Genomic DNA, 21,350 nt, shown 5'->3' with positions numbered 1-21,350 from the left:
TGTTCTTCTGGAACGTGCGGTGAGCCTGCATGATCTTCTGCCACTGCCTTAGAAGGTTTCCCAGTCGCCGGCTGCGACTGCAGCGAGCTTCGGAGCTTTTGCTGCGGGTGCGGCGTCTTGAGAGGCCTGAGTCGCTGCAACCATCTTCTCGTTAATCTTATTAACGGCGCGATTGGCCGCGACGTTAGGCCGCGCAGCAACTTTTATCGGCGTAATGGGGCGTCTTGCGTGTGCTGACGCTGCAACCGACGGCTCGACGCGGCCTTGCTGAGCCGTGTCGCCGCTGACTTGCCAGTGGCCGACCACGTCCTTCAGCTTGCGCGTCTGTTCTTCGAGGGATGCCGCAGCAGCGGCCGCTTCTTCAACCAGCGCGGCATTCTGCTGCGTCACTTCGTCCATCTGCCCAACCGCGCGGCTCACCTGTTCGATGCCCTGCGACTGTTCGTCGGACGCTGCGCTGATCTCGCCCATGATGTCCGTCACGCGACGCACCGCCTGGACGATCTCGTCCATGGTCGTGCCGGCACGCGCCACGAGTTGCGAGCCGCTTTCCACCTTTGCCGTCGAGTCGCCGATCAGCGACTTGATCTCTTTGGCCGCCGCCGCGCTGCGTTGCGCGAGGCTGCGGACTTCACCGGCCACGACGGCGAATCCACGCCCTTCCTCACCGGCGCGCGCCGCTTCGACCGCCGCGTTCAGCGCAAGGATGTTCGTCTGGAAAGCGATCCCTTCGATCACGCCGATGATGTCCACCACCTTGCTCGAACTCGATGAAATCGCGTTCATGGTGTCCACGACCTGCTCGACGACTTCACCGCCGCGCGATGCAATGTCAGACGCGTTCACGGCCAGTTGCGAGGCCTGCCGCGCGTTCTCGGCGTTCTGCTTGACCGTGCTGGTCAACTGTTCCATGCTCGACGCCGTTTCCTGCAACGACGCCGCCTGTTCCTCGGTACGTTGTGACAGGTCCGTATTGCCGCTTGCAATCTCACGCGCACCCACATCGATGGATTCCGCGCCGTGATGCACCGCCCCGACCATCGCGGTCAAATTCACGCGCATCCGTTCTATACCCGCAAACAGGCGGCCGATCTCGTTGGTTTTATCGGTGTGAGCGGAGCGCGTCAGGTCGCCGCGTGCGATGCGCTCGAAATGATCCACCGCGTCGTTGATCGGCTGCACGATCATGCCGCCCATTGCGAAACGGGTTGCAATCAACGTCAGCACCGCCAGCACCATCACGCCCGTGATCACCTGGATCAGCAACGTAATATGCGCCTGCGTATCCGCGCGCAAGGCATCGGCGTGTTTTTGCGTAAAGTCCACGACCGCGGACGACGCCGTGTCGAGCGAGACGAACATCGGGCTGATCTTCGTGTCGGCGATGGCGTGATACGCGGCCAGGTCGTTCGCGCGGATAGCGACAAACTCCGGATCCACGCCTTCGCGCATCAGCGTGTCGCGCTTGGCGACGACTTCATCGAGCATTGCTTGCGGCAAGGTCGGCTTCGGCGTGGCAAGGAACAGCTTCCAGTTCTCGTTGGATTTATCGAGCAAAAACTGGCCGCGATCGATCGCCTTCTTCGCTTCGTCGGTCTTGCCGGCTTCATCGAGTGAACGCACCCGGTCAAGCGTCACGCGAGCGCGCAGCAAGTACGACGACGCGTCGTTGAGCGCGCGCACCGAGACCATGTCGCTATCCGCCAGCATGGACAACGAATTGCCCGCCGAGCGCAAACCGTTCAGGGACAGCGCAGCCACCACGGCGGCAAAGCCTACGAACAGCAAGCCCACGAGGGTCAGCGTGGTACGAATCGACCAGTTCTTAAGCATGTCTTTCTTCCAAACGTGGGATCAAGCCGCGACGGAGTCAATCAACTCCATCTCCTTGCTCGTCATCAATTTTTCGATGTCCATCAGGATCAGCATGCGGCCATCGACCGTGCCGAGTCCCGTCAGATACTCGGTCGTGAGCGTCGCGCCGAATTCCGGCGCCGGCATGACCTGATCAGCCTGAAGCGTGAGGACGTCGGACACGCCGTCGACCACCATGCCAACCACGCGATGCGCCACGTTCAGGATGATCACGACCGTCTGGTTGTCGTATTCGACACGGCCGAGATTGAACTTGATGCGCATATCGACGATCGGCACGATGATGCCGCGCAGGTTGATCACGCCCTTGATGAACGTCGGCGCATTCGCGATGCGCGTGACGTTGTCGTAGCCGCGAATTTCCTGCACTTTCAAAATGTCGATGCCGTACTCTTCCGCGCCCAGCGTAAAGACCAGGAATTCCTGTCCGGCCGCTTCGGCTTGCGTGGAAGCGCGTTGAACGTCGCGGCGCTGCGCCGCGGAAGTGATGGATTGAATGTCTGCTGCCATTTTTAGCTCCCGGAGTTCGGTTGTTTGGTTACTGCGTCAGTGCGTTGATGCTTAATGTGTGAGCGACGCCACCGCGCCGTGCGCCGTGCGGTTTTCACGATTCAGCGCCGCCACGTCCACGATCAGCGCGACGCTGCCGTCGCCGAGAATGGTTGCAGCCGAGATGCCGTGCACCTTGCGGTAATTCGTTTCGAGGTTCTTGACCACCACTTGCTGCTGCCCGACGAGCTCATCGATCAACATGGCAAAACGCCGTCCCTCGGACTGGATGATCGTAATGATTCCCTGCGTGGGTTCGGTGCGTGCGTCGCTGACTTCGAACACCTGGTGCAGCGCGACCAGCGGCAAATATTCGCCACGCACGCGCACCACGCGCTCGCCGCCCGCGACGGTGTAGATATCGTCGGCAACGGGTTGCAGCGACTCCATCACGAAGTTCAGCGGCAGGATGAAAATTTCGCTGCCGACCTTCACCGACATGCCGTCGAGAATCGCCAGCGTCAGCGGCAAAACAATACGCGTGGTCGTACCCTTGCCCTCGCGCGACTGGATTTCCACGTGGCCGCCCATCGCCTGGATGTTGCGTTTCACCACGTCCATGCCAACGCCGCGGCCGGAGATATCCGTGACTTGATCGGCAGTGGAAAAGCCGGGCATGAAGATGAGTTGCCAGACTTCGTCGTCGGACATCGACTCGCTGACCTGCATGCCTTGCTTCATCGCCTTGGCGAGGATCTTGTCGCGGCGCAGGCCCGCGCCGTCGTCGCTGACTTCGATCACGATGTTGCCGCCGTGATGCGCCGCCGACAGCACCAGTTGCCCCGCCGCGGCCTTGCCGGACGCGCGACGCGCTTCAACGGTTTCAATGCCGTGATCGAGCGAGTTGCGCACGAGGTGCGTCAACGGGTCGATAATGCGTTCAATCAGGCTCTTGTCGAGTTCCGTCGCCTGACCGAACGTGACGAGTTCGACTTCCTTGCCGAGCTTCGCGGCGAGATCGCGCACGAGACGCGGGAAACGGCTGAAGACGTAATCCATCGGCATCATGCGGATGGACATCACGGCTTCCTGCAAGTCGCGCGCATTGCGTTCGAGTTGCGCCATGCCGTTGAAGAGGCGGTCGTGCAGCGCGGGATCGAACGTGCTTGTGGTTTCGGCGAGCATGGCCTGCGTGATCACGAGTTCGCCGACGAGGTTGATCAACTGATCGACCTTTTCAACGCCCACGCGAATCGAACTGCCTTCTGCAGCAGCCGGCGCTGCTGCGGCGCGCGCCTTGGGAGCTTCGGCCGGAGCCGAAACCGGTGTGTTTGCGCGGGACTCGGCGGCAGCAGATGCAGCCGCCGCCGGTTCCGTCTTCTCTGCCTGGGGCGCTTTTTCTGCCACCTCTTTGATTTCTTCCACGGCTGCAACCGGCGTTTCATCCACCGATGCGCTCGACGCATTGCCGCGACCAATCGAAATCTGCGAATCATCGATCACGAAACAGCACACGGCAACGATGTCATCCGCCGATACATCCGAGTCCAGCCACAACGTCAGGTCACCGCCCGACTTCTTTTCCCCGACGACTGTCCCCAGGTTTCCAAGCTCCTCGGTCAACAGAGCCTGGTCCTTCTCCCCTACCCCACGTAACGTGATTTTCAGATGCGGGCCGGTGTCAGCACTTGCGTCCGTGGATTCCGGCGCGGACGGAAACTCCGTCCAGTCGCCCTCTTCTTCCACGGCTTCGTTTGCCTGCTCGACCACGTGCGCGGGCGGCTCGTTCGGACCCAGCGCCATCGCGACTTGCGCGAGGTCCTGGGCGATCGCGGCTGCATCGGCGAAAGACGGTGCCGATTCTGCAGCAGCTTGCGGCGCATGGCCCGCGTCGTTACACGCGTCGTTATCCCGGAGAAACTCGAGCTTCGTGCAGATCGCCTTTGCGGCGGCCGCATCCGGTTCCGCGCTTGCACGGTAAGCACTCAACTGATCCGACAACACGTCCTTGGTTTCAAGGAAGGTATCGATCATGTCGCGGCGCAAGACCAGCTCGTTGTTACGCGCCCGGTCGAGCAGCGATTCGAGAATGTGCGTGGTCTCGGTCAGCGCCGAAAAACCGAACGTTGCCGCGCCACCCTTGATGGAATGCGCCGCGCGGAAAATCGCGCCGAGGTCTTCGGGATCGGGGTTCGCCAGATCCAGCGCGAGCAGCAATTGCTCCATGTCTGCGAGCAGCTCGTCGGCTTCGTCGAAGAATGTTTGATAGAACTGCGTAATGTCGAGTGTCATGCCTGGGTCACCACCGGATGCCTTGTCTGTCGTCGCTATGCGCGTCGTAATTGCTTGTGCTTTGTCTCGTGCTGCGTGTTTCAGTGCTTGAGTGCTTCACTGCTTCAGTGCGACTGCTCGGCGTCCGACAACGTCGCGACCAGTTCGGTCAGCATGTCGGGATCGATCGGTTTTTCGATCCAGCCCGTCGCGCCCGCTTCGCGCGCCGCCGCCTTGAACTGGTCGCTGGATTCGGTCGTCAGCACGAGGATCGGCGTATTCGCATATGCACGATGCCCGCGCAGCTTCACGATCAGATCGAGCCCGCTCATGGCCGGCATGTTCTGGTCGGTCACGATGAGGTCGAACTGTTCGGCGAGCGCCGCTTCGTAGCCTTCGGCGCCATCGGCGGCAACTTCCACGCGATACCCCGCCGCCACGAATGTCGCCGAGAGGACTTTGCGCATTGAAGCGGAATCGTCGATTGTCAGAATGTTCTTGATCATGGTTTTGTCGTACCTGGTCCGATGTTTTGAGGCTTTTCCTGAAGCTGGCTACTTGGCCGCCGCTTTGCCCGGCACGAGCGCGCCGAGTCCAGGCGTGGCATTGCCAGCGTTAAGGGGATTGCTGGTAATCGTGGTCGCGGCGGTTTCGTCGCGTGTCATCGACTCTTCCGATTTGCGATTCAAAACGAGAATGCTGATGCGGCGGTTTTCCGGATCCAGGGCGTCCTGCTTGTTCAGGTTTTGCGTCGATGCCAACCCGATCACACGCAAGACCTTCGCTTCATCCATGCCGCCCGAAATCAATTCGCGGCGCGATGCGTTGGCACGATCCGCCGATAATTCCCAGTTGCTGTAGCCCTTCTCGCCGCCCGCGTATTGCGTGGCGTCGGTATGTCCCTGCACGACGATCCGGTTCGGCACGTCGTTGAGCGCCTTGCCGATTTCGCGCAGGATGTCGCGCATGTACGGCTGCACGGAATTGCTTGCGAGGGCGAACATCGGCCGCTTTTGTGTATCGACAATTTCAATGCGCAAACCTTGCTGCGTCGAATCGATGCGAATCTGCTGGCGGAACTGGCGCAACACCGGATTTGCATCTATCGCCGACATCAGCTTGACCTGCAGGTCGTGCAAGCGCGCCTGATCGCGGCGTTCAAGTTCGCCTTGCGCGTCTCTCAGCGTTTGTTCATCAATGCGATTCGAGCGCCGCGTGCCGTCGCTCATGCGTGTCGTGCCTTGCTCGGGGCTGGAGATATCGCGTCCGCCGCCGTTGAGAATGCTCGAGTCCATGCCTGAACTCTGCCCGCCCATGATGGCGTTCTTGAGCGGCATGTTGAAATACTCCGCAATGCCCTGGCGCTGCACTGGCGACACCGCGCTCAGCAGCCACATGAGCAGGAAGAACGCCATCATCGCGGTCATGAAGTCAGCGTACGCAAGCTTCCACGCGCCGCCGTGATGCGCTTTCTTGCTCGATACGATCCGTTTGATGAAGATCGGGCGATCGGTTTTGTTGGACATGGCAGATTCTCCGGGAGCGCGTTCTCGCGTGAAGGCGTTACTTGGCCTTCACGCGGCGCACGTGTTCTTCCAGTTCGGAGAACGACGGACGCTCGGTGGAGAAAAGCACCTTGCGGCCGAACTCGACCGCAATAGCCGGGGCATAACCGTTCAGGCTCGCGAGAATCGTGACCTTGATGCACTGGAACATCTTCGTCGACTCGGCCACGCGCTGCTCCGCAACGCTCGCCAGCGGCCCGATCAACCCGTACGACAACAAGATGCCGAGGAACGTCCCGACCAGCGCCTGCGCGATCATTTCGCCGAGAATCGCGGGCGGCTGATCGGCGGATGCCATGGTATGGACCACACCCATCACGGCCGCGACGATGCCGAACGCAGGCATTGCGTCGCCGACCTTGTGGAGCGCCTGCGCCGGGCCTTCGCCTTCGGCGTGATGCGTTTCGATTTCCTCGTCCATCAGGCTTTCGATCTCGAACGCGTTCATGTTGCCGCCGACCATCAGGCGCAAATAATCGGTCAGGAACTCGACGATATGGTGATCCGCGAGGATCTTCGGATACTGCGCAAAGATCGGGCTTTTAGCCGGATCGTCGATGTCGGATTCCAGCGTCAGCGTGCCTTCCTTGCGCGCCTTGGCAAGCAGCACGTAGAGAAGCGCCATCAGCTCCATGTACACATCCTTGTTGTACTTGGAGCCTTTGAAGAGTGTCGGGATCACGCGCAGCGTGGCCTTGATCGTCTTCATGCCGTTGCCGAGGATGAAAGCGCCGACACCCGCACCTGCAATCATCAGGATTTCAACGGGTTGGACCAGCGCGCCCAGATGCCCGCCTTCCAGCGCATAACCGCCGAAAACCGACAAAAGCGTCACTAGTGTTCCGATGAAAATCAGCACAATCGAATCCTCATGGTTGCAGCGGCGAAACCGCCGTTAAGTGGTTTACGGCACGAGGCTGGAAAACTTTGAAGGGAAATGGGCGGCGCGAAACCGGCTGCGTCTTTATTGGCGGGGCGATTACCGTGTAAGGTGATTCACGGGCAACGCAAAATCCCGTGAACAAATCGGGCAAACCTGCCGATTTGTCGTCCAACTTCTGCAAAACCCGCTTTCGATTTACCTATCAAGCGCATTTTTTCTTACAACACGGGCGCATTGATTGTTTAACGGCACCGTCCGGCAATTACTTTGCAAAACCGCTTCGAATTGACCCGGTTTGGTGGCTGAAACCATACGAGGCGGGCTGTGGTGCCTTTCGCACCCTTGGCACAGGCATTGCTCATTGTTGCGTCCTGGGCATCGCATCAAGTCCGACGCAGCTTGTCGATATTCATGCAATCGCCCGCCAGGCAAGGACCTCAGCCGTTGTCAGCAATTCGTAGCCAGCGGTGTTTCGCCCTGTAACAAGGTTAAGCGTTTGCAAAATGACTCGGCGATAACCGCAGTCATCTTGATAATGGGTCGTAAGGGATAACCCGATTCACCCGGGTCCGATTTCCAACGGGGGCGGCAGCATAGAGGCTGGCCCGTCCGCAGGGCTTCAGCGGGTTTCTATCGGAAACCGTATTTCGAAGCCGCAACGAACAGGAGAGTCACGTTATGCGTATCGCACAAATTGCACCCTTGCACGAAGCAGTTCCTCCGAAGTTCTACGGCGGCACCGAGCGCGTTGTCTCGTATTTGAGCGACGCCCTGGTTGATCTCGGTCACGACGTGACGCTCTTTGCAAGCGGCGATTCGGAAACCAAGGCGACGCTCGACGCCGCATGGCCGCGTGCGCTGCGCCTCGACCCGACCATCCGTGACTGGAACGCGCCCCACGCGCTGCTGCTGGAGAAGGTTCGCCGCCGCGCGCATGAGTTCGACGTGCTCCACTTCCACCTCGACTACATGCCGTTTTCGACGTTCTCGCAGATGGATACGCCGTTCGTGACTACGCTGCATGGCCGTCTTGACCTGCCCGAATTGCAGCCGGTTTTCGATGCATTTCCAGAAGCGCCGGTCATCTCGATCTCGGATTCGCAGCGCCAGCCGCTGCCGCAAGCCGCGTGGCTAAACACGATTTACCACGGGCTACCGCAGGATCTCCTGACGCCGCAAAAACACAAGAAGCCGGAATACCTCGCCTTTCTCGGCCGTATTTGCCCGGAAAAGCGCGCCGATCTGGCAATTCAGATCGCAGCGCAAACCGGTCTGCCGCTGAAGATCGCCGCAAAGGTTGACAAGGTTGACCAGGAGTACTTCAAGAGCACGATCGAGCCGTTACTTTCGAGCGCAAATGTGGAATTCGTCGGCGAGATCAACGAGCAGCAAAAGCCGGAGTTCCTGTCGGGCGCCAAGGCGCTGCTGTTCCCGATCGACTGGTCGGAGCCGTTTGGCCTTGTGATGATCGAAGCCATGGCGTGCGGTACGCCGGTAATCGCATTCAATCGCGGTTCGGTCCCGGAAGTCATCGATCACGGCGTGACGGGCTTTATCTGCGAAGACGTGCAGGGCGCAGTTGGCGCACTTCAGCGACTCGATGAACTGTCGCGCACCGAAATCCGCGCGCAGTTCGAACGCCGTTTCTGTGCAAGCACGATGGCGCAGAATTATGTCGACAGCTATACCGCCCTGCTTCAGGCGGCAAAGCGCCCGATGCTGCGCCAGGTTGCAGTAGGCTGATCGAGGAACGCCGATTAATCCGATGTTGCGATCCATAAAGATTCGACATCGGAGAATTTTTGATTTACTTAGCTGGAATAAATCGCGTTATTGCAGCGCAAAAAAATCCACCCGCAACAGGGTGGATTTTTTTGTATCCAGAGACACCAGCGGGGCCTTTTTCGCAGTTTGTCCCGATGCACGGCGTTGTCAGGAATGCTCCTGATTAATCAAGAAACGCTCCCGGCTTTTACCCACGATCCACTTCGGCGGTTTGCCACGGCCACTCCACGTATTACCTGACTTGGGATCCTGGTAGACCGGTGGCAATGGTTCTTTCTTCGGCGGGCGCCCGCGGCGTACAACCGTCAGCCCCAAATCCTGTGCGGTAAGCCCATACTCAACGATCTTCCGCCGTATATCCACGAGTACAGCTTCCAGTTCCGTGCGGCGCGCTACTTCAGCCTGCTCCTGAAGTTTGGCTATTTGCGCCTTCAGCTCAATGTATTGCGACATTTCCAATCCCTTTTCAATAGGCAGCGATTATTGAGAAGCCTAACGATATCGAATAAAAGATGCAACGGTTGCCAACGCAATTGCAGAAAGTCCCAAACAACTTAAGAAGATTCTTGAAACTATAGGCCAATCTTAATAGGACTTGCCTTAGTTCTGGCTGATTTGACAATTGTTGACAACTACTGCCGATACTCGGATTACACTGCCTACCCGCTGCATTTGGTCGTCAATTTAATAGCGATCACACGCAGCGAAAACGTTTCAGTTTTTTATATATTTTTAGGACTTCGAATCATGCGATTGGGACAGCGCCTCGGCGCAGAAATGTTTGGTACGTTCTGGCTCGTGCTGGGCGGCTGCGGAAGCGCCGTACTTGCCGCTGGATTTCCTCAACTTGGTATTGGCTTTGCGGGCGTCTCGCTCGCGTTTGGCCTGACCGTGCTCACCATGGCTTATGCCATCGGCCACATCTCCGGTTGCCACCTGAACCCGGCCGTAAGCGTTGGCTTGACCGTCGCCGGCCGCTTTCCGGTTCGCGATCTGGCTCCGTACATTGTCGCGCAAGTGATTGGCGGCATTCTAGGCGCGTACGTGCTGTATGTGATCGCAAGCGGTTCGCCGACCTTTGAACTCGGCGGTTTCGCGACCAATGGCTTTGGCGACCAATCGCCTGGTCATTACTCGATGATGGCCGCGCTCGTCTGCGAAGTGGTCATGACGTTCTTCTTCCTGTTCGTCATCCTTGGCGCAACCGACAGCCGTGCGCCCGCCGGATTTGCGCCGATCGCAATCGGCCTGTGCCTGACGCTAATCCACCTGATCTCGATCCCGGTGACCAACACGTCTGTGAACCCGGCTCGCTCGACCGGCCCGGCATTGTTCGTCGGCGGCGCGGCAGTGGAACAACTGTGGCTGTTCTGGGTTGCACCGATCATCGGCGCGATCATCGCGGGTGTGGTTTATCCGCTGCTGACCGGCGCGAAGAAACGGGCGCTTGCATCGGCCTGATTCACAGCAAGTCGATTGAGGAAAAACGGGCGCCCGGCGCCCGTTTTTTTATTGAGGTCGCGGTTTCAACCGTTTAAACCAGCCAGGCAATATGAATCGGCTGCGACAAATGTAATGTGCGTTTACTGCTTTTCGAATCTGGAAATGCTGGCCGTCAGAGCCACACGCCGTTCCATCAACCGCAAAGCTTTTACCATCATGGGTTTTGCACCCATGCCAGCCACGCTTTAATCCCGCAGACTCCCTTTCGCAACACTTTCACCCGGTAACAACTCGTCGACACTCGTAAGACGACGGATGCGTACATTAGATTCATGCGACACGCGTCGCCCATAAAGGAGAACACCATGACACGCATCGTTACGCATCTGCTGGTTGCCGCTGGTCTCGCGTTAGGTGCAGCAGGAGCCGCGCAGGCACATACAGATCTGAATATCGGCTTGTCGCTTGGCGCACCGGTTTATACAAGTCCCGCGGCGTTTATGTACAACCCGCACCTTATTATCGTGCGGCGCCGCCCGCCTGGCGTCATCACGATGAACCGCGCTGGGGCGGACCGGACCGGGGCCGTTGGGATCGTACCGGCTGGGACCATCGCGGCGGGAATTATGGCGGCGATAATCGCGGCGGATGGAATCATCGTGGATAAAGATCCGGCGTTTCGCCAGATCTAAAAAAAGGAGCGGCCGTATGGGCGCTCCTTTTTTATTGTTCGCGTTTGGTCGTGTTACTCGCCAGCGGCGATTTTGTCGCTCATGCCGAACAAACTGCGCAGCTGATGTGCGACCCCTGCCTCGAAGTTATTGCCAGTTCTCGGAATATTCGGCAGGCGCTTGACCAGATCAGGATTCGCGTTTTTCATCATGAATGGACGTCCGGCGGTTTCAAGCAAGTCGATATCATTCATGTTGTCGCCGAACGCCACGCAATGCGCGGTATCGATATCGAGCCGGTCCAGCACGAACCGCAATGCCCTTCCCTTGGATACATCCGACGTCATCACCTCCAGGCAATCCGGCATTGAAAAGGTCACGTAGATGGAATCGCCGAATTCACGTTCGAGATTCGCCGCGGTCACCTTCAAATCTTCCGGATCGCCAATATAAAGCACCTTCGCAATGTTCTCGCCGTCGTGCTGGCGCAGATCCATGACGTCATAGTTGAATCCCGAATCCTGGTGAAATTCGAGCAAGGTCGGCGCATGCCGGTCGATCAGCCAGGCGTCGTCGGCGAACAGGTTCACGATCACACGCTCGCTGCCCGCCAGATCCGGCTGGACGAGCCGGCGCACGGCTGAAGGCGCAATGTCACGCGCGTAAATACGCTCGTTGTCGGGCGCGTGGATGCGGGCGCCGTTCGACGTGATGAGATACGCATTGATACCCAGCACCATTCGAATCCCCACCACGTCCCGGTAATGCCGCCCCGTGGCGATAATGAAACGCACCCCTTGCGCTTCAAGTTCGCGGACCGTTTCGACGGTGAACGGGTCGACCTGATGGTCGCTGTTGAGCAAGGTGCCGTCGAGATCGGTTGCGATGATCGAATACATGGGAAGGCGCTTCCTTTTAGCTGTTAGGACTCTGTCATTCTAGCGCGCTGCCTGCCCTTCCCCCGCCGCCGCGCGGTGAGCCAGTTGCAGCGCGCCCGCTGCTGAGTCCGCAAGCGGTACTCGCAAGCGGGCGCGAAGCGTCTCCGGCACAAACGGTTCGAGCGGGCTCGCAAGACCGCCGCACAATGCCACCGGCATTACCTTGTCGGGGTCGAGCGCCGCCACCATCGTCTCGATCTCGCGACCCGCCTCCTGAAGCAGCCGCTCGGCGAACGGATGATTTCGATGCTGGAAGATCGTGGGTGCGAGCGTGGCATAGGCGGTCTGGTTGGCAGCGCTCAGCCACACCACCAGACCATCGCGATCGGCGACATTGGTGCATTCAAGCAGCGCATGGGACCAGTCGTCAGCCGGCGCGCGCCCATCCAGGACGCGCTGCAGATGCACCGCCGCGCGCATGCCGAGCCATGCGCCGCTCGCTTCATCACCGCTCGGAAACCCATAGCCGCCCGCAATCGCGACTTGACCCTGCGTATCAAGCGATGCCGCGATGCTGCCCGTACCCAGCGCCACGATCACGCCAGGCTCGCCGCCGTGAGCGCCCAGGAGCGTAGTCAATGCGTCACTTTCGACAACAAGTGCGCATCCATCCGGCGCACTTTCATGAAACTGGGCGAGCCAGCCAGCGTGGTTCACGCCGGCCAGGCCGCAGCCGAGCGCACAGGCTTGCCATTCGAACGGCAAGCCCGCCGAACCGAACGCGCGTGAGATCGTTGAGTCGATCGCTTTCCAGGCGCGCTCGACGCCAAGTCCAAGCCCTGAAGGTCCACCCGACGCACGAGCGAGTTCGACGCCGTTTGCGTCGGCCAGGACAACACGCGTGCCGCTGCCGCCGCCATCGACGCCGATCAGATAAGAGTAGGAGTGGTTTGATTTAGTCATGCCGGAAGCTTAACGGCCCGGCGCCGGGACCGCCACTCAGCCGAATGGGATACAACTTGAACGCAAGACCGCATCACCAACCATGCCATTCGGCCGACTGTTCCGCGCAAAGCCTTCCACCTATGCTGATCGAACGTTCACCATGCATCCCCTGAATCAGCCATGACAAAACCTAAGAGATCAGCCCAGCCCAACGAAACTCCCGAGCCGCACCGCTGCGGCTGGGTGAGCACGCCGGCCCTCGCCCACTATCACGACACGGAATGGGGCGTCCCCTCGCACGACGATCGTCATCTCTTCGAAATGCTCGTGCTCGAGGGCGCTCAGGCCGGCTTGTCCTGGTCGACGATTCTTAACAAGCGCGAGGGCTACAAGACGCTGTTTCACAACTTCAATATCGACAGGATCGCCGCCTTCTCGGAAAACGATGCAGCCAAACTCCTGCTCGATGCCCGCATCATCCGCAACAGGGCGAAGATCGCATCCGCTGTCGCCAACGCTCGCGCGGTACAGCGAATTCAGGCTGAGCACGGCTCCTTCGCGGCATTCGTGTGGTCGTTTGTCGGCGGCACGCCTGTCGACACTCCGCGCGCTTCGTACTCGCACGCGCCGGCCTCCACGGAAATATCGGACGCATTGAGTCGCGCGCTGAGGAAATTCGGTTGTACGTTCGTCGGATCCACCACGTGCTACGCCTTCATGCAGGCGACCGGAATGGTCAACGACCACGAAGCCGCCTGCTTCTGCCGCTCGAACCGCGCTCTCGCAGGTGAGAAGCGTCAATCCGCCAAAAAGCCATCAGTTTAAGAAATTCATTGCCACGGGTTTGCAGCTCAGATATTGCGTTTTCGCAACAAACTTCGTTGTTTAAGGCATCCTCAGGGAAAATCCCGACGGCAATGCTTTTTGGCGGGTAGAAAACGCTCTGGAGCCTTTACTACAAAGCCGCGTCGGCCGGCCACCGGCCGTGCAGAAACCCGGGCAGCATGTCAAAATTGCGACCTACTGAGTGCCAGCACCCATTTTTTACCGGGAAGAACCGCTATAAATTAAGTGCGAACTGGTTTTGCAGCGCGTGAACGGCTTATTTGCCGTCAGTCGCGATGTGAGGCTGGCCGAAGCGTGCTTGGTCCTGGCGGGCGGTATTGCAGGAAAGCGAATGGCGAATCGAAAAACGCGGATTGTGTGGCTCACCGCGCTAAGACGACCCGAATCGCGTCCGATACTGATAACGCTGTTTGATGACACCCACGAAGCGCCGCGATGTCGGTGCAGGGGAAAGCAGAATGAAAAACCTCAACTTTTTGACGCATCAGGAAATCTTCGATAGCGCCGTGCACCACTTGTTTGGCCAGGGTCAGGCAGCTTTGCTGCCGCGAGGCGGCGGCGCATATCGCGGATACTGCGGCGGCTGTCCAGTAGGCAGCTTCATCAAGCCGCGAGACTACATGACAGCGATGGAAGGCGTGCCTATCCGCTACATCGACAAAGGTCCCGAGTCTGTGCCTTCGTATATGGATGTCGGCGTGACAGCGTTGAAGCGGGCGTTGTTGCGCTCGAATATCAATGTCTACGACCCGACTACCGTCGAATTGCTCAGTTGCCTGCAGAACGTGCACGACGTATTCGGCAAATGGGAATGGCGCGAGCGGTTTGCATCGATTGCACGCCAGTTCAATCTGTCGGCGGAACGGTTGAAGTCAGCGGCTTGAGCTCAAGGACACTGCCTGGCTCCGTCGAGGTTCCAGGAAATGCATCAATTAGAACAACGAGTAACGCAATGTTAACGGCAAGAGACATCTACGAACGCGTGAGCGCGCATCTGCTCACGCAGCGGGCCGTGTCGGAGGATGACAACGGTTCGTGCCGGCTTCGCAGCAGCGACGGCCGCAAATGCGCTATCGGGTCGCTGATTGCTGACGACGTGTACCAGCCGGACATTGAAGGCATTGGTATCTCGTACTACCGGAACGCGAGAGACGGATCGCTATTGCGGGCGCTGTATGCATCCAACGTGAATGCCTACGATCCTGAAATTGCCGAGCTGCTGATCGAGCTGGAAGAAGTTCACGACGACTTCCGCGTCGACGAATGGCCGCAGGTCCTGGCTCGCTTGGCGGAGCGCCACGCCTTCGTCTGAAAAGTACAGCACGGCTGCCACAAAGTACAAAGCAAAACACGAAGCGCAAAGCAGAACACAAAGCAAAACGGCGATGCAACCCTTTCGGGCAGCATCGCCGTTTTGCTTTGTTGCGGCCCAGACTGAGGCCGCAACATGCCAAGAATTAGTGAAGCTTCTTGGGCAGCATCTGGCTGCGCAGACGCTTGCGCAGGCGGCTAACTGCAGCCGCTTTCTTGCGCTTGCGTGCTGTCGTCGGCTTCTCGTACGACTGGCGTTCGCGAAGTTCGGCGATCAGGCCGTTCTTTTCGATGGTCCGGCGAAAGCGACGGATCGCAACGTCGAACGGCTCATTTTCTTTCAAAACAATAGTGGTCATGGAAGTCCTAAATCGCTAATACGTTTTTCTGACTGCGCGGCGAAGCGTAACCAAACGGGCTTACGCCGCGCGCCGGCACTCCGATCGTCCACCCAACGCGGCGAACACGAGCAAAGCGGCCACGGAGGCCGGAAAAGAGAGAGGTGGGATTTCACCGCCGATCACGGCATGCGCATTCCCTGGAATCCGGAACAGCGCACTTCGGGCCGCCAGACGTCGCGAAAAGCTGCGGCGTCATCGGGCAAAAATCTCGATTCGGGCGAGATGTTATCAGATCGTCGACGTATCGCCAACCCCGCAAAGCCGGTTTGCGGGGCGCAACTCCATGAAAATCCGAAGTTTTTCAGGCATTTATGCGAAAACTTACGTTGGATCACTGACCTCCGTCAGCAACGCAATGTCTTCAGGCTCGAGCGTGATGCGCGTGGCTTCGGCAAGATTTTCGAGCTGTTTGACCGAAGTCGCGCTGGCAATCGGCGCTGTCACGCTCGGACGTGCGATCAGCCATGCGAGCGCAATTGTAGCGGGCGCGACGCCGTGGCGGTCGGCGACCTTGACGAGCGCATCGATGATCCGCAAGCCGCGATCGTTCAGATAGCCCGAGACCTTGGAACCGCGCGCAGCGTTCTCCGTATCGGCTTTGGACCGGTATTTTCCGCTCAGGAAACCGCTCGCGAGGCTGTAGTACGTCACCACAGAGACCTTATGCGCCGCGGCGACCGGCTCCTGGTCGCCTTCGTAACCTGCGCGATCATAGAGGTTGTATTCCGGTTGCAGCACCTGATAACCCGGAATGCCCTCCTTTTGAGAGATCTTCAGCGCCTCTTCCAGCCGTTCGCCCGTGTAGTTCGATGCCCCGATCACCCGCACCTTGCCGGCTGCAATCAGCTTCTGATAGGCGCCGAGCGTGTCGATGAGCGGCGTTTTATCGTCGTCGAGATGGGAGAAATAGACGTCGATGTAATCCGTCTTGAGCCGCTTGAGCGAGTCGTTCACGGCCGCTTCGATGTTCGCCGCCGACAGCCCCGGCCGCGTGCTCAGCATGCCTACCTTGGTGGCGAGCACGACCTTGTCGCGCTTGCCGCTCTCCTTCAGCCACTTGCCGATGATCGTCTCCGATTCACCGCCCTGGTGGCCTTCGACCCAGGCCGAGTAGACGTCGGCGGTATCAATGAAATTGAGGCCGTGGTCGACAAAAGCGTCGAGAAGGGAGAAGGACGTGCGTTCGTCGGCGGTCCAGCCGAACACGTTGCCGCCGAAGACGAGCGGCGCGACCTTGAGGTCCGAGGTACCGATGGTGCGGTGTTGCATGGTGGCTCCTGACGTGTGCAATCAAGGGAATGCTGCGAAAAAGAATACCCGTGAATCTCCATGCCCGCAGGCGGTGTGCCATTGCAAACCCCTTACGGCAAGACTATCTCCAGCGTTCAAGGCATTCCTTCTACAAATGATTTTCGAATTCCTCAAGTTTTTGTGAGGGGCCGCTAACCCAAGTAGGCGGCCGGCTAACACGCTCGGAACCGCCAGGCAACAGGACGGCGTAGTAGCCAAAAACAGCCCTTTTAGCTCACATAGCTTTTTCAGGAGAAATCCAAATGATCGGTATTAACAGCAATATCAACTCGCTGGTCGCTCAGCAAAACCTGGGCAGCACGCAGAGCGCGCTGTCGTCGGCAATCACCCGCCTGTCGTCGGGCAAGCGCATCAACAGCGCCGCGGACGACGCAGCAGGACAAGCCATTGCATCGCGCATGACGTCGCAGATCAACGGCCTGAACCAAGGTGTATCGAATGCGAACGACGGCGTTTCGATGACGCAAACGGCATCGAGCGGTCTGAGCCAGATCACGGACAACCTGCAACGTATTCGCCAACTGGCTGTGCAAGCTTCGAGCGGTTCGCTGTCGTCGACCGACCAGGCAGCGCTCCAGTCGGAAGTGTCGCAGCGTATCAGTGAAATTAACCGCATCTCGTCGCAAACCACGTACAACGGCACGAACTTGCTGGACGGTTCGGCTGGCGTGAAGAGCTTCCAGGTTGGCGCGAACGTCGGCCAGTCGATCAGCGTGGATCTGGGTGCATCGGCCAATGTATCGGCCCTGAAGCTCGGTGGCGGCGTTCCGCAAAAGGGCACGGCAGTTGGCAGTATCGACGGTCTGTCGCTGGCCGCTGCTGGTACTTATGTTGCCGGCACCACGGCTGCCCCCGCTGCTATCACCACAGTCAACGTCATCGCTGACGGCAAGGGTGGTTATTCCTATACGGACCAGAACAACAAAGCGCTGGGCGACGGCACCGGTAATGAAGTTATTCCGGCATCTGACGGCGGCAACGGTACGGCCAAGTACGCCTTCGTAGCTGCGAACGTCATTACGGCGGGTTCCACCGGCACGCCGAGCACGCTGGCCGCGTCTTACGTGACAGCGAGCGGTGCCGCCGCGACCGCTCAGCAAACCAGCGAACTCGCTTCGTTCGACGCAAACAGCGCACCGCCGCAAGTGTCCGCAATCGACATCAGCACGACGAACGGCGCATCGAGCGCTATTGAATCGATCGACAATGCGCTGAACACCGTCAACGCACTGCAATCGCAACTGGGCGCTGTCCAGAACCGTTTCAGCTCGGTAGCCACGACGCAGCAAGCACAATCGACGGACTTGTCGTCGGCTCAATCGCAAATCACCGACGCGGACTTCGCGCAGGAGACCGCGAACCTGAGCAAGGCGCAAGTGCTGCAGCAAGCAGGTATCTCGGTGCTGGCACAGGCCAACTCGCTGCCGCAACAAGTACTGAAGCTCCTCGGCTAAGCAGTTTGGCCGACGCAGTAACCGGCGCGCACCGCTTACAATGCGCGCCGGGTGAAACATCCGCATCACAGCGGTAGTGGCAGCAAAAAGAAGCAAAAAAACCGCTGGGAGGCTTGCCTCCCAGTTCGCGTTTCCGGAATTTATCGAGCGTTTTCCGGCCCACGCACGAACGGAGCAATGCATGAGCACGATATCTACATCGTCAACCGGTTCAACCGTTGACCCGAACAGCGCGGTCCAGCAGGCCGCACAGTCGATCATCAGCGGCTCGACCGGCTCGACCATGGACGTGAACTCCCTGGTCACCGCGCTCGTCAATTCGAAAATCGCGGGCCAGACGGACACTCTCAATAGCAAGACCACCACGGACAACACGCAGGTCACGGCGCTCGGCACGCTGAAATCGGTGATGTCCCTGCTGCAGACGTCTCTTTCGGCGCTCTCGGACGGCACGACGCTCTCTGCCTTCACGGCGACCGGCGACGGCAAGGGCATCACTGCGAAGGGCACCTCCGGCGCGGTGGCGGGCTCCTATTCCGTGCAGGTCTCGAATATCGCGACATCGCAGTCGATTACGTCGGGCGCGTTCAAGTCGACCGATACGCTCGGCACCGGGACCATGACCATCTCGGTCGGCGGCAAGAACATGTCGATCCCGGTCACGTCGGACAACAACACGCTGTCGGGCATTGCATCGGCCATCAATTCGGCGTCCGGCAATCCGGGCGTGACGGCGGCCATCGTGAACGGCACGGACGGCGCGCATCTCGTGCTGCGTTCGTCGTCCACGGGTGTTTCGAACGGGATCAATGTCTCGATCTCGGGGACGGCATCGGGCGATGCGCTGAACAACCTCGCCGTGACCTCGGGCACGGCATCCGCGCCCGCAAGCAGCTCGGAAACGGCCGGCAATTACACGGGCTCGGTGACCACGGTTGCATCGGGAAACTGGACGCAGAGCGTAGCCGGAGAAGACGCCAACTTCTCGATCGCGGGCACGCCCGGAACCAGCGCCAGCAACACGATCACCACGGCGCTCAGCGGCGTTTCGATGACGCTCGATTCCACATCGGTCGGCACCACGCAGACGCTGACCGTCGCGCCCGATACGACCGGACAGGCAACGGCCATCAACGCCTTCGTCACCGCGTACAACAACTACATGAGCACGGTCCAGTCGCTGACATCGTTCGACTCGACCCAGGCAGTCGGTTCGCAAGGGGGCGCGCTGCTCGGCGACTCCATGATGAACACGATCCGTAACACGCTCTCGAGCGCCATCAGCGGCGCGGTCGGCGCGGGCTCGTCCGCGGTCAATCTCGCGTCTATCGGCATCACGCTGCAGCCGGACGGCACGCTCAAGACCGATTCCGATGCGCTCACCGCCGCGCTCAGCAGCGATCCGCAAACCGTCGCGAAGTTGTTCAATTCGACTAACGGCGTTGCCGCGAACATGAACAACGACCTGACGTCGTTCCTTGCGACCGGCGGCATCATGGATACGCGCTCGACCGCGCTGACCGCCGACCTGAAAAGCCTGAGCGACCAGCAAACGGCACTCACGGCATACGCCGCGCAGTTGACGACTTCATACAACGCGCAATTCACGGCGCTGAACACGCTGATGTCGCAATCGACAAGCAACGCCAGCTACCTCACGCAGTTATTCGGCGGCACGGACAGCGCGGGCGCACTCGCGACCAACAAGTAAGGGAGCAAAGCGATGAACCAGCAAGAACTGATCGCGCAGGCGTGGGCGCTGACGGAAGCCATCGAAAATGCAGCCGCCGATAACGACTGGCCCCGCGCCGCCGAACTCACGCAAACGCGTTCGCCGCTCCTGATGGGCTTGCAAGCCGACCAGCCCGCCGATGCCATGGTCATCATCCGCCGGATCCAGGCGAGCATTGCGACGATCATGAACGTGGCGACATCGGCGGAAACAGCGTTGATGAGGAATCACCGGCAAGCGATGAACCAGGCGAGCGCCGCCAGCCGGTATCAGCAGGCAGCACGACTCTGAAGCGGCAGTGAAGAGACAACGCAGGACAACAACAGATGCGCGGTAAGTGCGACGCGCAATGTGATTGATGCCCGCTTCGGCGGGCTTTTTTTTGCGCGCGAACTGGCGGCATGCCGAGGCGCACGCCGCCACCTGCGATGACTTACCGTCCCAGCGTCAATCCGAGATAAAGCGCGTACAGGCCGCCGTTCACGAGCAGCGCCCAAAGCACGATCCCGCCTTTTCTCGCGTTGAACCGCAGCCATGCGGCGGCGGCAAGCGTGATGAAAACGCCGGTCAGCACTTCAACGCGCGGTTCCCAGGGCGTCAGCATGATGCCGATACCCGGCAGCAACGTGCCTTGAAACACCATTGCGCCGGTGATGTTCCCGAACGCGAGCGTGTCCTTCCCGCGCCGCGCCCAGATGATGCTGTTCACCTTTTCCGGCAGTTCGGTCGCGATCGGGATGATGATCAGCGAGAGCAGCAACGCCGAAATGCCCAGCACATGCGACACACCTTCAACGCCCGCGATAAACCCCTTCGCCCCGCCAACCAGCAGTGCAACGCCGATCAGCATCTGTAGCGCAATGGTCGCAAGCGTCGTCGGCAAGCCCACACGCGCGATCAGCAGGCGCTCGGGCGCCTCGGTGCCGTGCCCTTTCTCGACCAGACTGGCCGATGCGCGAAACGTCGTAATCACATACACCACATACACGCCGACCAGGCCGACGGCGAACAACGCGCGCACGGGCCACGCGTGATGCGGGACGAACATCGCGCCGGCTGCAATCATGAACGCGCAGAGGAAGAAGTTGAGATCGCGGGTAAAACCCGTGTGTTCAGGCGTGACCAGACCCTTCAGGCCGCGCGTCTTGATCACGGCAATGGCCATCAGGCAGGTGGAAAGCGTCGCGAGCATCAGCGGCGCGCCAAGAATGGCGCCGACGCCGATTTCCTCGTTGACCGAACGATTTGCCGAGGCGCCCAGCAACGCGATGATCGGCACGGTGGTTTCAGGCAATGCCGTGCCAATGGCCGCAAAGAGCGAACCCGTGACGCCTTCGGAGATACCGAGTTTTTCGCCGAGATGCTCGAGCGCATTGGTGAACAATTCCGATGCCGCCAGAATCACCACGAGCATGAGTGCGAGTTGCAGGAAGAGCATGGTCATGCCGCACCTCGCAATGAGGGGTACTGGCGACCGCTGCGCAAGGAGA

Annotated in this window: 21 protein-coding genes and 1 pseudogene; 10 read left to right on the top strand and 12 right to left on the bottom strand. The window is 59.6% G+C overall.

Translation table 11 applies throughout. The features are described 5' to 3' along the window. Positions 1-48 precede the first annotated feature (48 nt). From AXG89_RS06830 to motA, 6 genes are all read right to left on the bottom strand, one after another. Positions 49-1,833, bottom strand: a complete 1,785-nt coding sequence (locus AXG89_RS06830) for a methyl-accepting chemotaxis protein (RefSeq protein ID WP_062168765.1) — start codon at positions 1,831-1,833, stop codon at positions 49-51. Between the two features lie 21 nt (positions 1,834-1,854). After that, positions 1,855-2,385, bottom strand: a complete 531-nt coding sequence (gene cheW / locus AXG89_RS06825) for a chemotaxis protein CheW (protein WP_061998275.1) — start codon at positions 2,383-2,385, stop codon at positions 1,855-1,857. Positions 2,386-2,436: 51 nt separating this feature from the next. Further along, positions 2,437-4,656 (bottom strand): chemotaxis protein CheA, encoded by a 2,220-nt coding sequence (cheA, locus tag AXG89_RS06820; RefSeq protein ID WP_062168763.1) that lies wholly within the window; start codon positions 4,654-4,656, stop codon positions 2,437-2,439. 104 nt (positions 4,657-4,760) lie between these two features. Beyond that, positions 4,761-5,141 (bottom strand): response regulator, encoded by a 381-nt coding sequence (locus AXG89_RS06815; protein WP_061998273.1) that lies wholly within the window; start codon positions 5,139-5,141, stop codon positions 4,761-4,763. Between the two features lie 48 nt (positions 5,142-5,189). After that, the gene (gene motB, locus AXG89_RS06810) at positions 5,190-6,161 is read right to left on the bottom strand and encodes a flagellar motor protein MotB (RefSeq protein WP_062168761.1); all 972 of its coding nucleotides are present in this window, start codon (positions 6,159-6,161) and stop codon (positions 5,190-5,192) included. Positions 6,162-6,198: 37 nt separating this feature from the next. Continuing rightward, positions 6,199-7,059 carry a flagellar motor stator protein MotA gene (gene motA / locus AXG89_RS06805; protein ID WP_061998271.1) on the bottom strand — a complete coding sequence of 287 codons (861 nt, stop codon included), beginning with the start codon at positions 7,057-7,059 and terminating at the stop codon, positions 6,199-6,201. A 158-nt stretch (positions 7,060-7,217) separates the two neighbouring features. Between motA and AXG89_RS42015 the strand changes: the two genes are divergently transcribed. Beyond that, entirely contained in the window at positions 7,218-7,544 is a 327-nt protein-coding gene (locus AXG89_RS42015) for a hypothetical protein (protein ID WP_162916012.1), read from the top strand. Between the two features lie 217 nt (positions 7,545-7,761). After that, on the top strand, positions 7,762-8,826 hold the full coding sequence (locus AXG89_RS06800) for a glycosyltransferase family 4 protein (protein ID WP_061998270.1): 1,065 nt from the start codon (positions 7,762-7,764) through the stop codon (positions 8,824-8,826). Between the two features lie 189 nt (positions 8,827-9,015). Here AXG89_RS06800 and AXG89_RS06795 read toward each other — a convergent pair whose 3' ends face one another. Then, a complete protein-coding gene (locus tag AXG89_RS06795; RefSeq protein WP_062168759.1) occupies positions 9,016-9,321 on the bottom strand; it encodes an H-NS histone family protein in 306 nt (101 codons plus the stop codon). 294 nt (positions 9,322-9,615) lie between these two features. Here AXG89_RS06795 and aqpZ point away from each other — a divergent pair, with 294 nt between their 5' ends. Then, positions 9,616-10,329 carry an aquaporin Z gene (gene aqpZ / locus AXG89_RS06790; protein ID WP_061998268.1) on the top strand — a complete coding sequence of 238 codons (714 nt, stop codon included), beginning with the start codon at positions 9,616-9,618 and terminating at the stop codon, positions 10,327-10,329. A 347-nt stretch (positions 10,330-10,676) separates the two neighbouring features. Beyond that, positions 10,677-10,978: pseudogene (locus AXG89_RS06785) on the top strand (PXPV repeat protein). Positions 10,979-11,056: 78 nt separating this feature from the next. Here AXG89_RS06785 and AXG89_RS06780 read toward each other — a convergent pair. Both AXG89_RS06780 and AXG89_RS06775 read right to left on the bottom strand, forming a co-directional pair. Beyond that, a complete protein-coding gene (locus tag AXG89_RS06780; protein WP_062168757.1) occupies positions 11,057-11,881 on the bottom strand; it encodes a Cof-type HAD-IIB family hydrolase in 825 nt (274 codons plus the stop codon). 39 nt (positions 11,882-11,920) lie between these two features. Then, positions 11,921-12,823, bottom strand: a complete 903-nt coding sequence (locus tag AXG89_RS06775; protein ID WP_062168755.1) for a BadF/BadG/BcrA/BcrD ATPase family protein — start codon at positions 12,821-12,823, stop codon at positions 11,921-11,923. 162 nt (positions 12,824-12,985) lie between these two features. Here AXG89_RS06775 and AXG89_RS06770 point away from each other — a divergent pair, with 162 nt between their 5' ends. The 3 genes from AXG89_RS06770 (at position 12,986) to AXG89_RS06760 (ending at position 14,963) form a co-directional block, all read left to right on the top strand. Continuing rightward, on the top strand, positions 12,986-13,630 hold the full coding sequence (locus AXG89_RS06770; RefSeq protein ID WP_062168754.1) for a DNA-3-methyladenine glycosylase I: 645 nt from the start codon (positions 12,986-12,988) through the stop codon (positions 13,628-13,630). Between the two features lie 479 nt (positions 13,631-14,109). Continuing rightward, positions 14,110-14,535, top strand: coding sequence for a hypothetical protein (locus tag AXG89_RS06765; RefSeq protein ID WP_062000648.1), 426 nt, complete (start codon positions 14,110-14,112; stop codon positions 14,533-14,535). Between the two features lie 68 nt (positions 14,536-14,603). Further along, on the top strand, positions 14,604-14,963 hold the full coding sequence (locus tag AXG89_RS06760; protein ID WP_061998263.1) for a hypothetical protein: 360 nt from the start codon (positions 14,604-14,606) through the stop codon (positions 14,961-14,963). Positions 14,964-15,108: 145 nt separating this feature from the next. Here the strand turns inward: AXG89_RS06760 and rpsU are convergent, their stop codons facing one another. Then, a complete protein-coding gene (gene rpsU, locus AXG89_RS06755; RefSeq protein WP_031357080.1) occupies positions 15,109-15,321 on the bottom strand; it encodes a 30S ribosomal protein S21 in 213 nt (70 codons plus the stop codon). Positions 15,322-15,684: 363 nt separating this feature from the next. Beyond that, complete coding sequence (locus AXG89_RS06750; protein WP_062168753.1) at positions 15,685-16,632, bottom strand: aldo/keto reductase; 948 nt, start codon at positions 16,630-16,632, stop codon at positions 15,685-15,687. A gap of 284 nt (positions 16,633-16,916) precedes the next feature. On the opposite strand from AXG89_RS06750, the gene AXG89_RS06745 reads away from it, so the two are divergent. The 3 genes from AXG89_RS06745 to AXG89_RS06735 all read left to right on the top strand — a co-directional run bounded on the left by AXG89_RS06745 (position 16,917) and on the right by AXG89_RS06735 (position 20,151). Beyond that, the gene (locus tag AXG89_RS06745) at positions 16,917-18,128 is read left to right on the top strand and encodes a flagellin (protein ID WP_062168751.1); all 1,212 of its coding nucleotides are present in this window, start codon (positions 16,917-16,919) and stop codon (positions 18,126-18,128) included. Between the two features lie 181 nt (positions 18,129-18,309). After that, positions 18,310-19,839 (top strand): flagellar filament capping protein FliD, encoded by a 1,530-nt coding sequence (gene fliD / locus AXG89_RS06740; protein WP_062168749.1) that lies wholly within the window; start codon positions 18,310-18,312, stop codon positions 19,837-19,839. A 12-nt stretch (positions 19,840-19,851) separates the two neighbouring features. Next, on the top strand, positions 19,852-20,151 hold the full coding sequence (locus AXG89_RS06735) for a flagellar protein FliT (RefSeq protein WP_061998260.1): 300 nt from the start codon (positions 19,852-19,854) through the stop codon (positions 20,149-20,151). A gap of 142 nt (positions 20,152-20,293) precedes the next feature. On the opposite strand, the gene AXG89_RS06730 is transcribed toward AXG89_RS06735, so the two are convergent. Beyond that, positions 20,294-21,304, bottom strand: a complete 1,011-nt coding sequence (locus AXG89_RS06730) for a sodium:calcium antiporter (protein ID WP_062168747.1) — start codon at positions 21,302-21,304, stop codon at positions 20,294-20,296. Positions 21,305-21,350 lie beyond the last annotated feature (46 nt).

This window comes from Burkholderia sp. PAMC 26561 (assembly GCF_001557535.2).
Classification (GTDB): domain Bacteria; phylum Pseudomonadota; class Gammaproteobacteria; order Burkholderiales; family Burkholderiaceae; genus Caballeronia.
The sequence above is the reverse complement of the archived record's forward strand: the minus strand, read 5'-3'. Positions and strand labels throughout refer to the sequence as shown.

Bases quoted from the DNA above. Each gene is read 5' to 3' on its own strand.
- AXG89_RS06815 (WP_061998273.1), bottom strand. From the start codon at position 5,141: ATGATCAAGAACATTCTGACAATCGACGATTCCGCTTCAATGCGCAAA.
- fliD (WP_062168749.1), top strand. From the start codon at position 18,310: ATGAGCACGATATCTACATCGTCAACCGGTTCAACCGTTGACCCGAAC.
- AXG89_RS06775 (WP_062168755.1), bottom strand. From the start codon at position 12,823: ATGACTAAATCAAACCACTCCTACTCTTATCTGATCGGCGTCGATGGC.
- aqpZ (WP_061998268.1), top strand. From the start codon at position 9,616: ATGCGATTGGGACAGCGCCTCGGCGCAGAAATGTTTGGTACGTTCTGG.
- AXG89_RS06780 (WP_062168757.1), bottom strand. From the start codon at position 11,881: ATGTATTCGATCATCGCAACCGATCTCGACGGCACCTTGCTCAACAGC.
- AXG89_RS06765 (WP_062000648.1), top strand. From the start codon at position 14,110: ATGAAAAACCTCAACTTTTTGACGCATCAGGAAATCTTCGATAGCGCC.
- AXG89_RS06830 (WP_062168765.1), bottom strand. From the start codon at position 1,833: ATGCTTAAGAACTGGTCGATTCGTACCACGCTGACCCTCGTGGGCTTG.
- AXG89_RS06760 (WP_061998263.1), top strand. From the start codon at position 14,604: ATGTTAACGGCAAGAGACATCTACGAACGCGTGAGCGCGCATCTGCTC.
- motB (WP_062168761.1), bottom strand. From the start codon at position 6,161: ATGTCCAACAAAACCGATCGCCCGATCTTCATCAAACGGATCGTATCG.
- rpsU (WP_031357080.1), bottom strand. From the start codon at position 15,321: ATGACCACTATTGTTTTGAAAGAAAATGAGCCGTTCGACGTTGCGATC.
- AXG89_RS06800 (WP_061998270.1), top strand. From the start codon at position 7,762: ATGCGTATCGCACAAATTGCACCCTTGCACGAAGCAGTTCCTCCGAAG.
- AXG89_RS06735 (WP_061998260.1), top strand. From the start codon at position 19,852: ATGAACCAGCAAGAACTGATCGCGCAGGCGTGGGCGCTGACGGAAGCC.
- AXG89_RS06745 (WP_062168751.1), top strand. From the start codon at position 16,917: ATGATCGGTATTAACAGCAATATCAACTCGCTGGTCGCTCAGCAAAAC.
- AXG89_RS06750 (WP_062168753.1), bottom strand. From the start codon at position 16,632: ATGCAACACCGCACCATCGGTACCTCGGACCTCAAGGTCGCGCCGCTC.
- AXG89_RS06730 (WP_062168747.1), bottom strand. From the start codon at position 21,304: ATGACCATGCTCTTCCTGCAACTCGCACTCATGCTCGTGGTGATTCTG.
- AXG89_RS06795 (WP_062168759.1), bottom strand. From the start codon at position 9,321: ATGTCGCAATACATTGAGCTGAAGGCGCAAATAGCCAAACTTCAGGAG.
- cheW (WP_061998275.1), bottom strand. From the start codon at position 2,385: ATGGCAGCAGACATTCAATCCATCACTTCCGCGGCGCAGCGCCGCGAC.
- AXG89_RS06770 (WP_062168754.1), top strand. From the start codon at position 12,986: ATGACAAAACCTAAGAGATCAGCCCAGCCCAACGAAACTCCCGAGCCG.
- cheA (WP_062168763.1), bottom strand. From the start codon at position 4,656: ATGACACTCGACATTACGCAGTTCTATCAAACATTCTTCGACGAAGCC.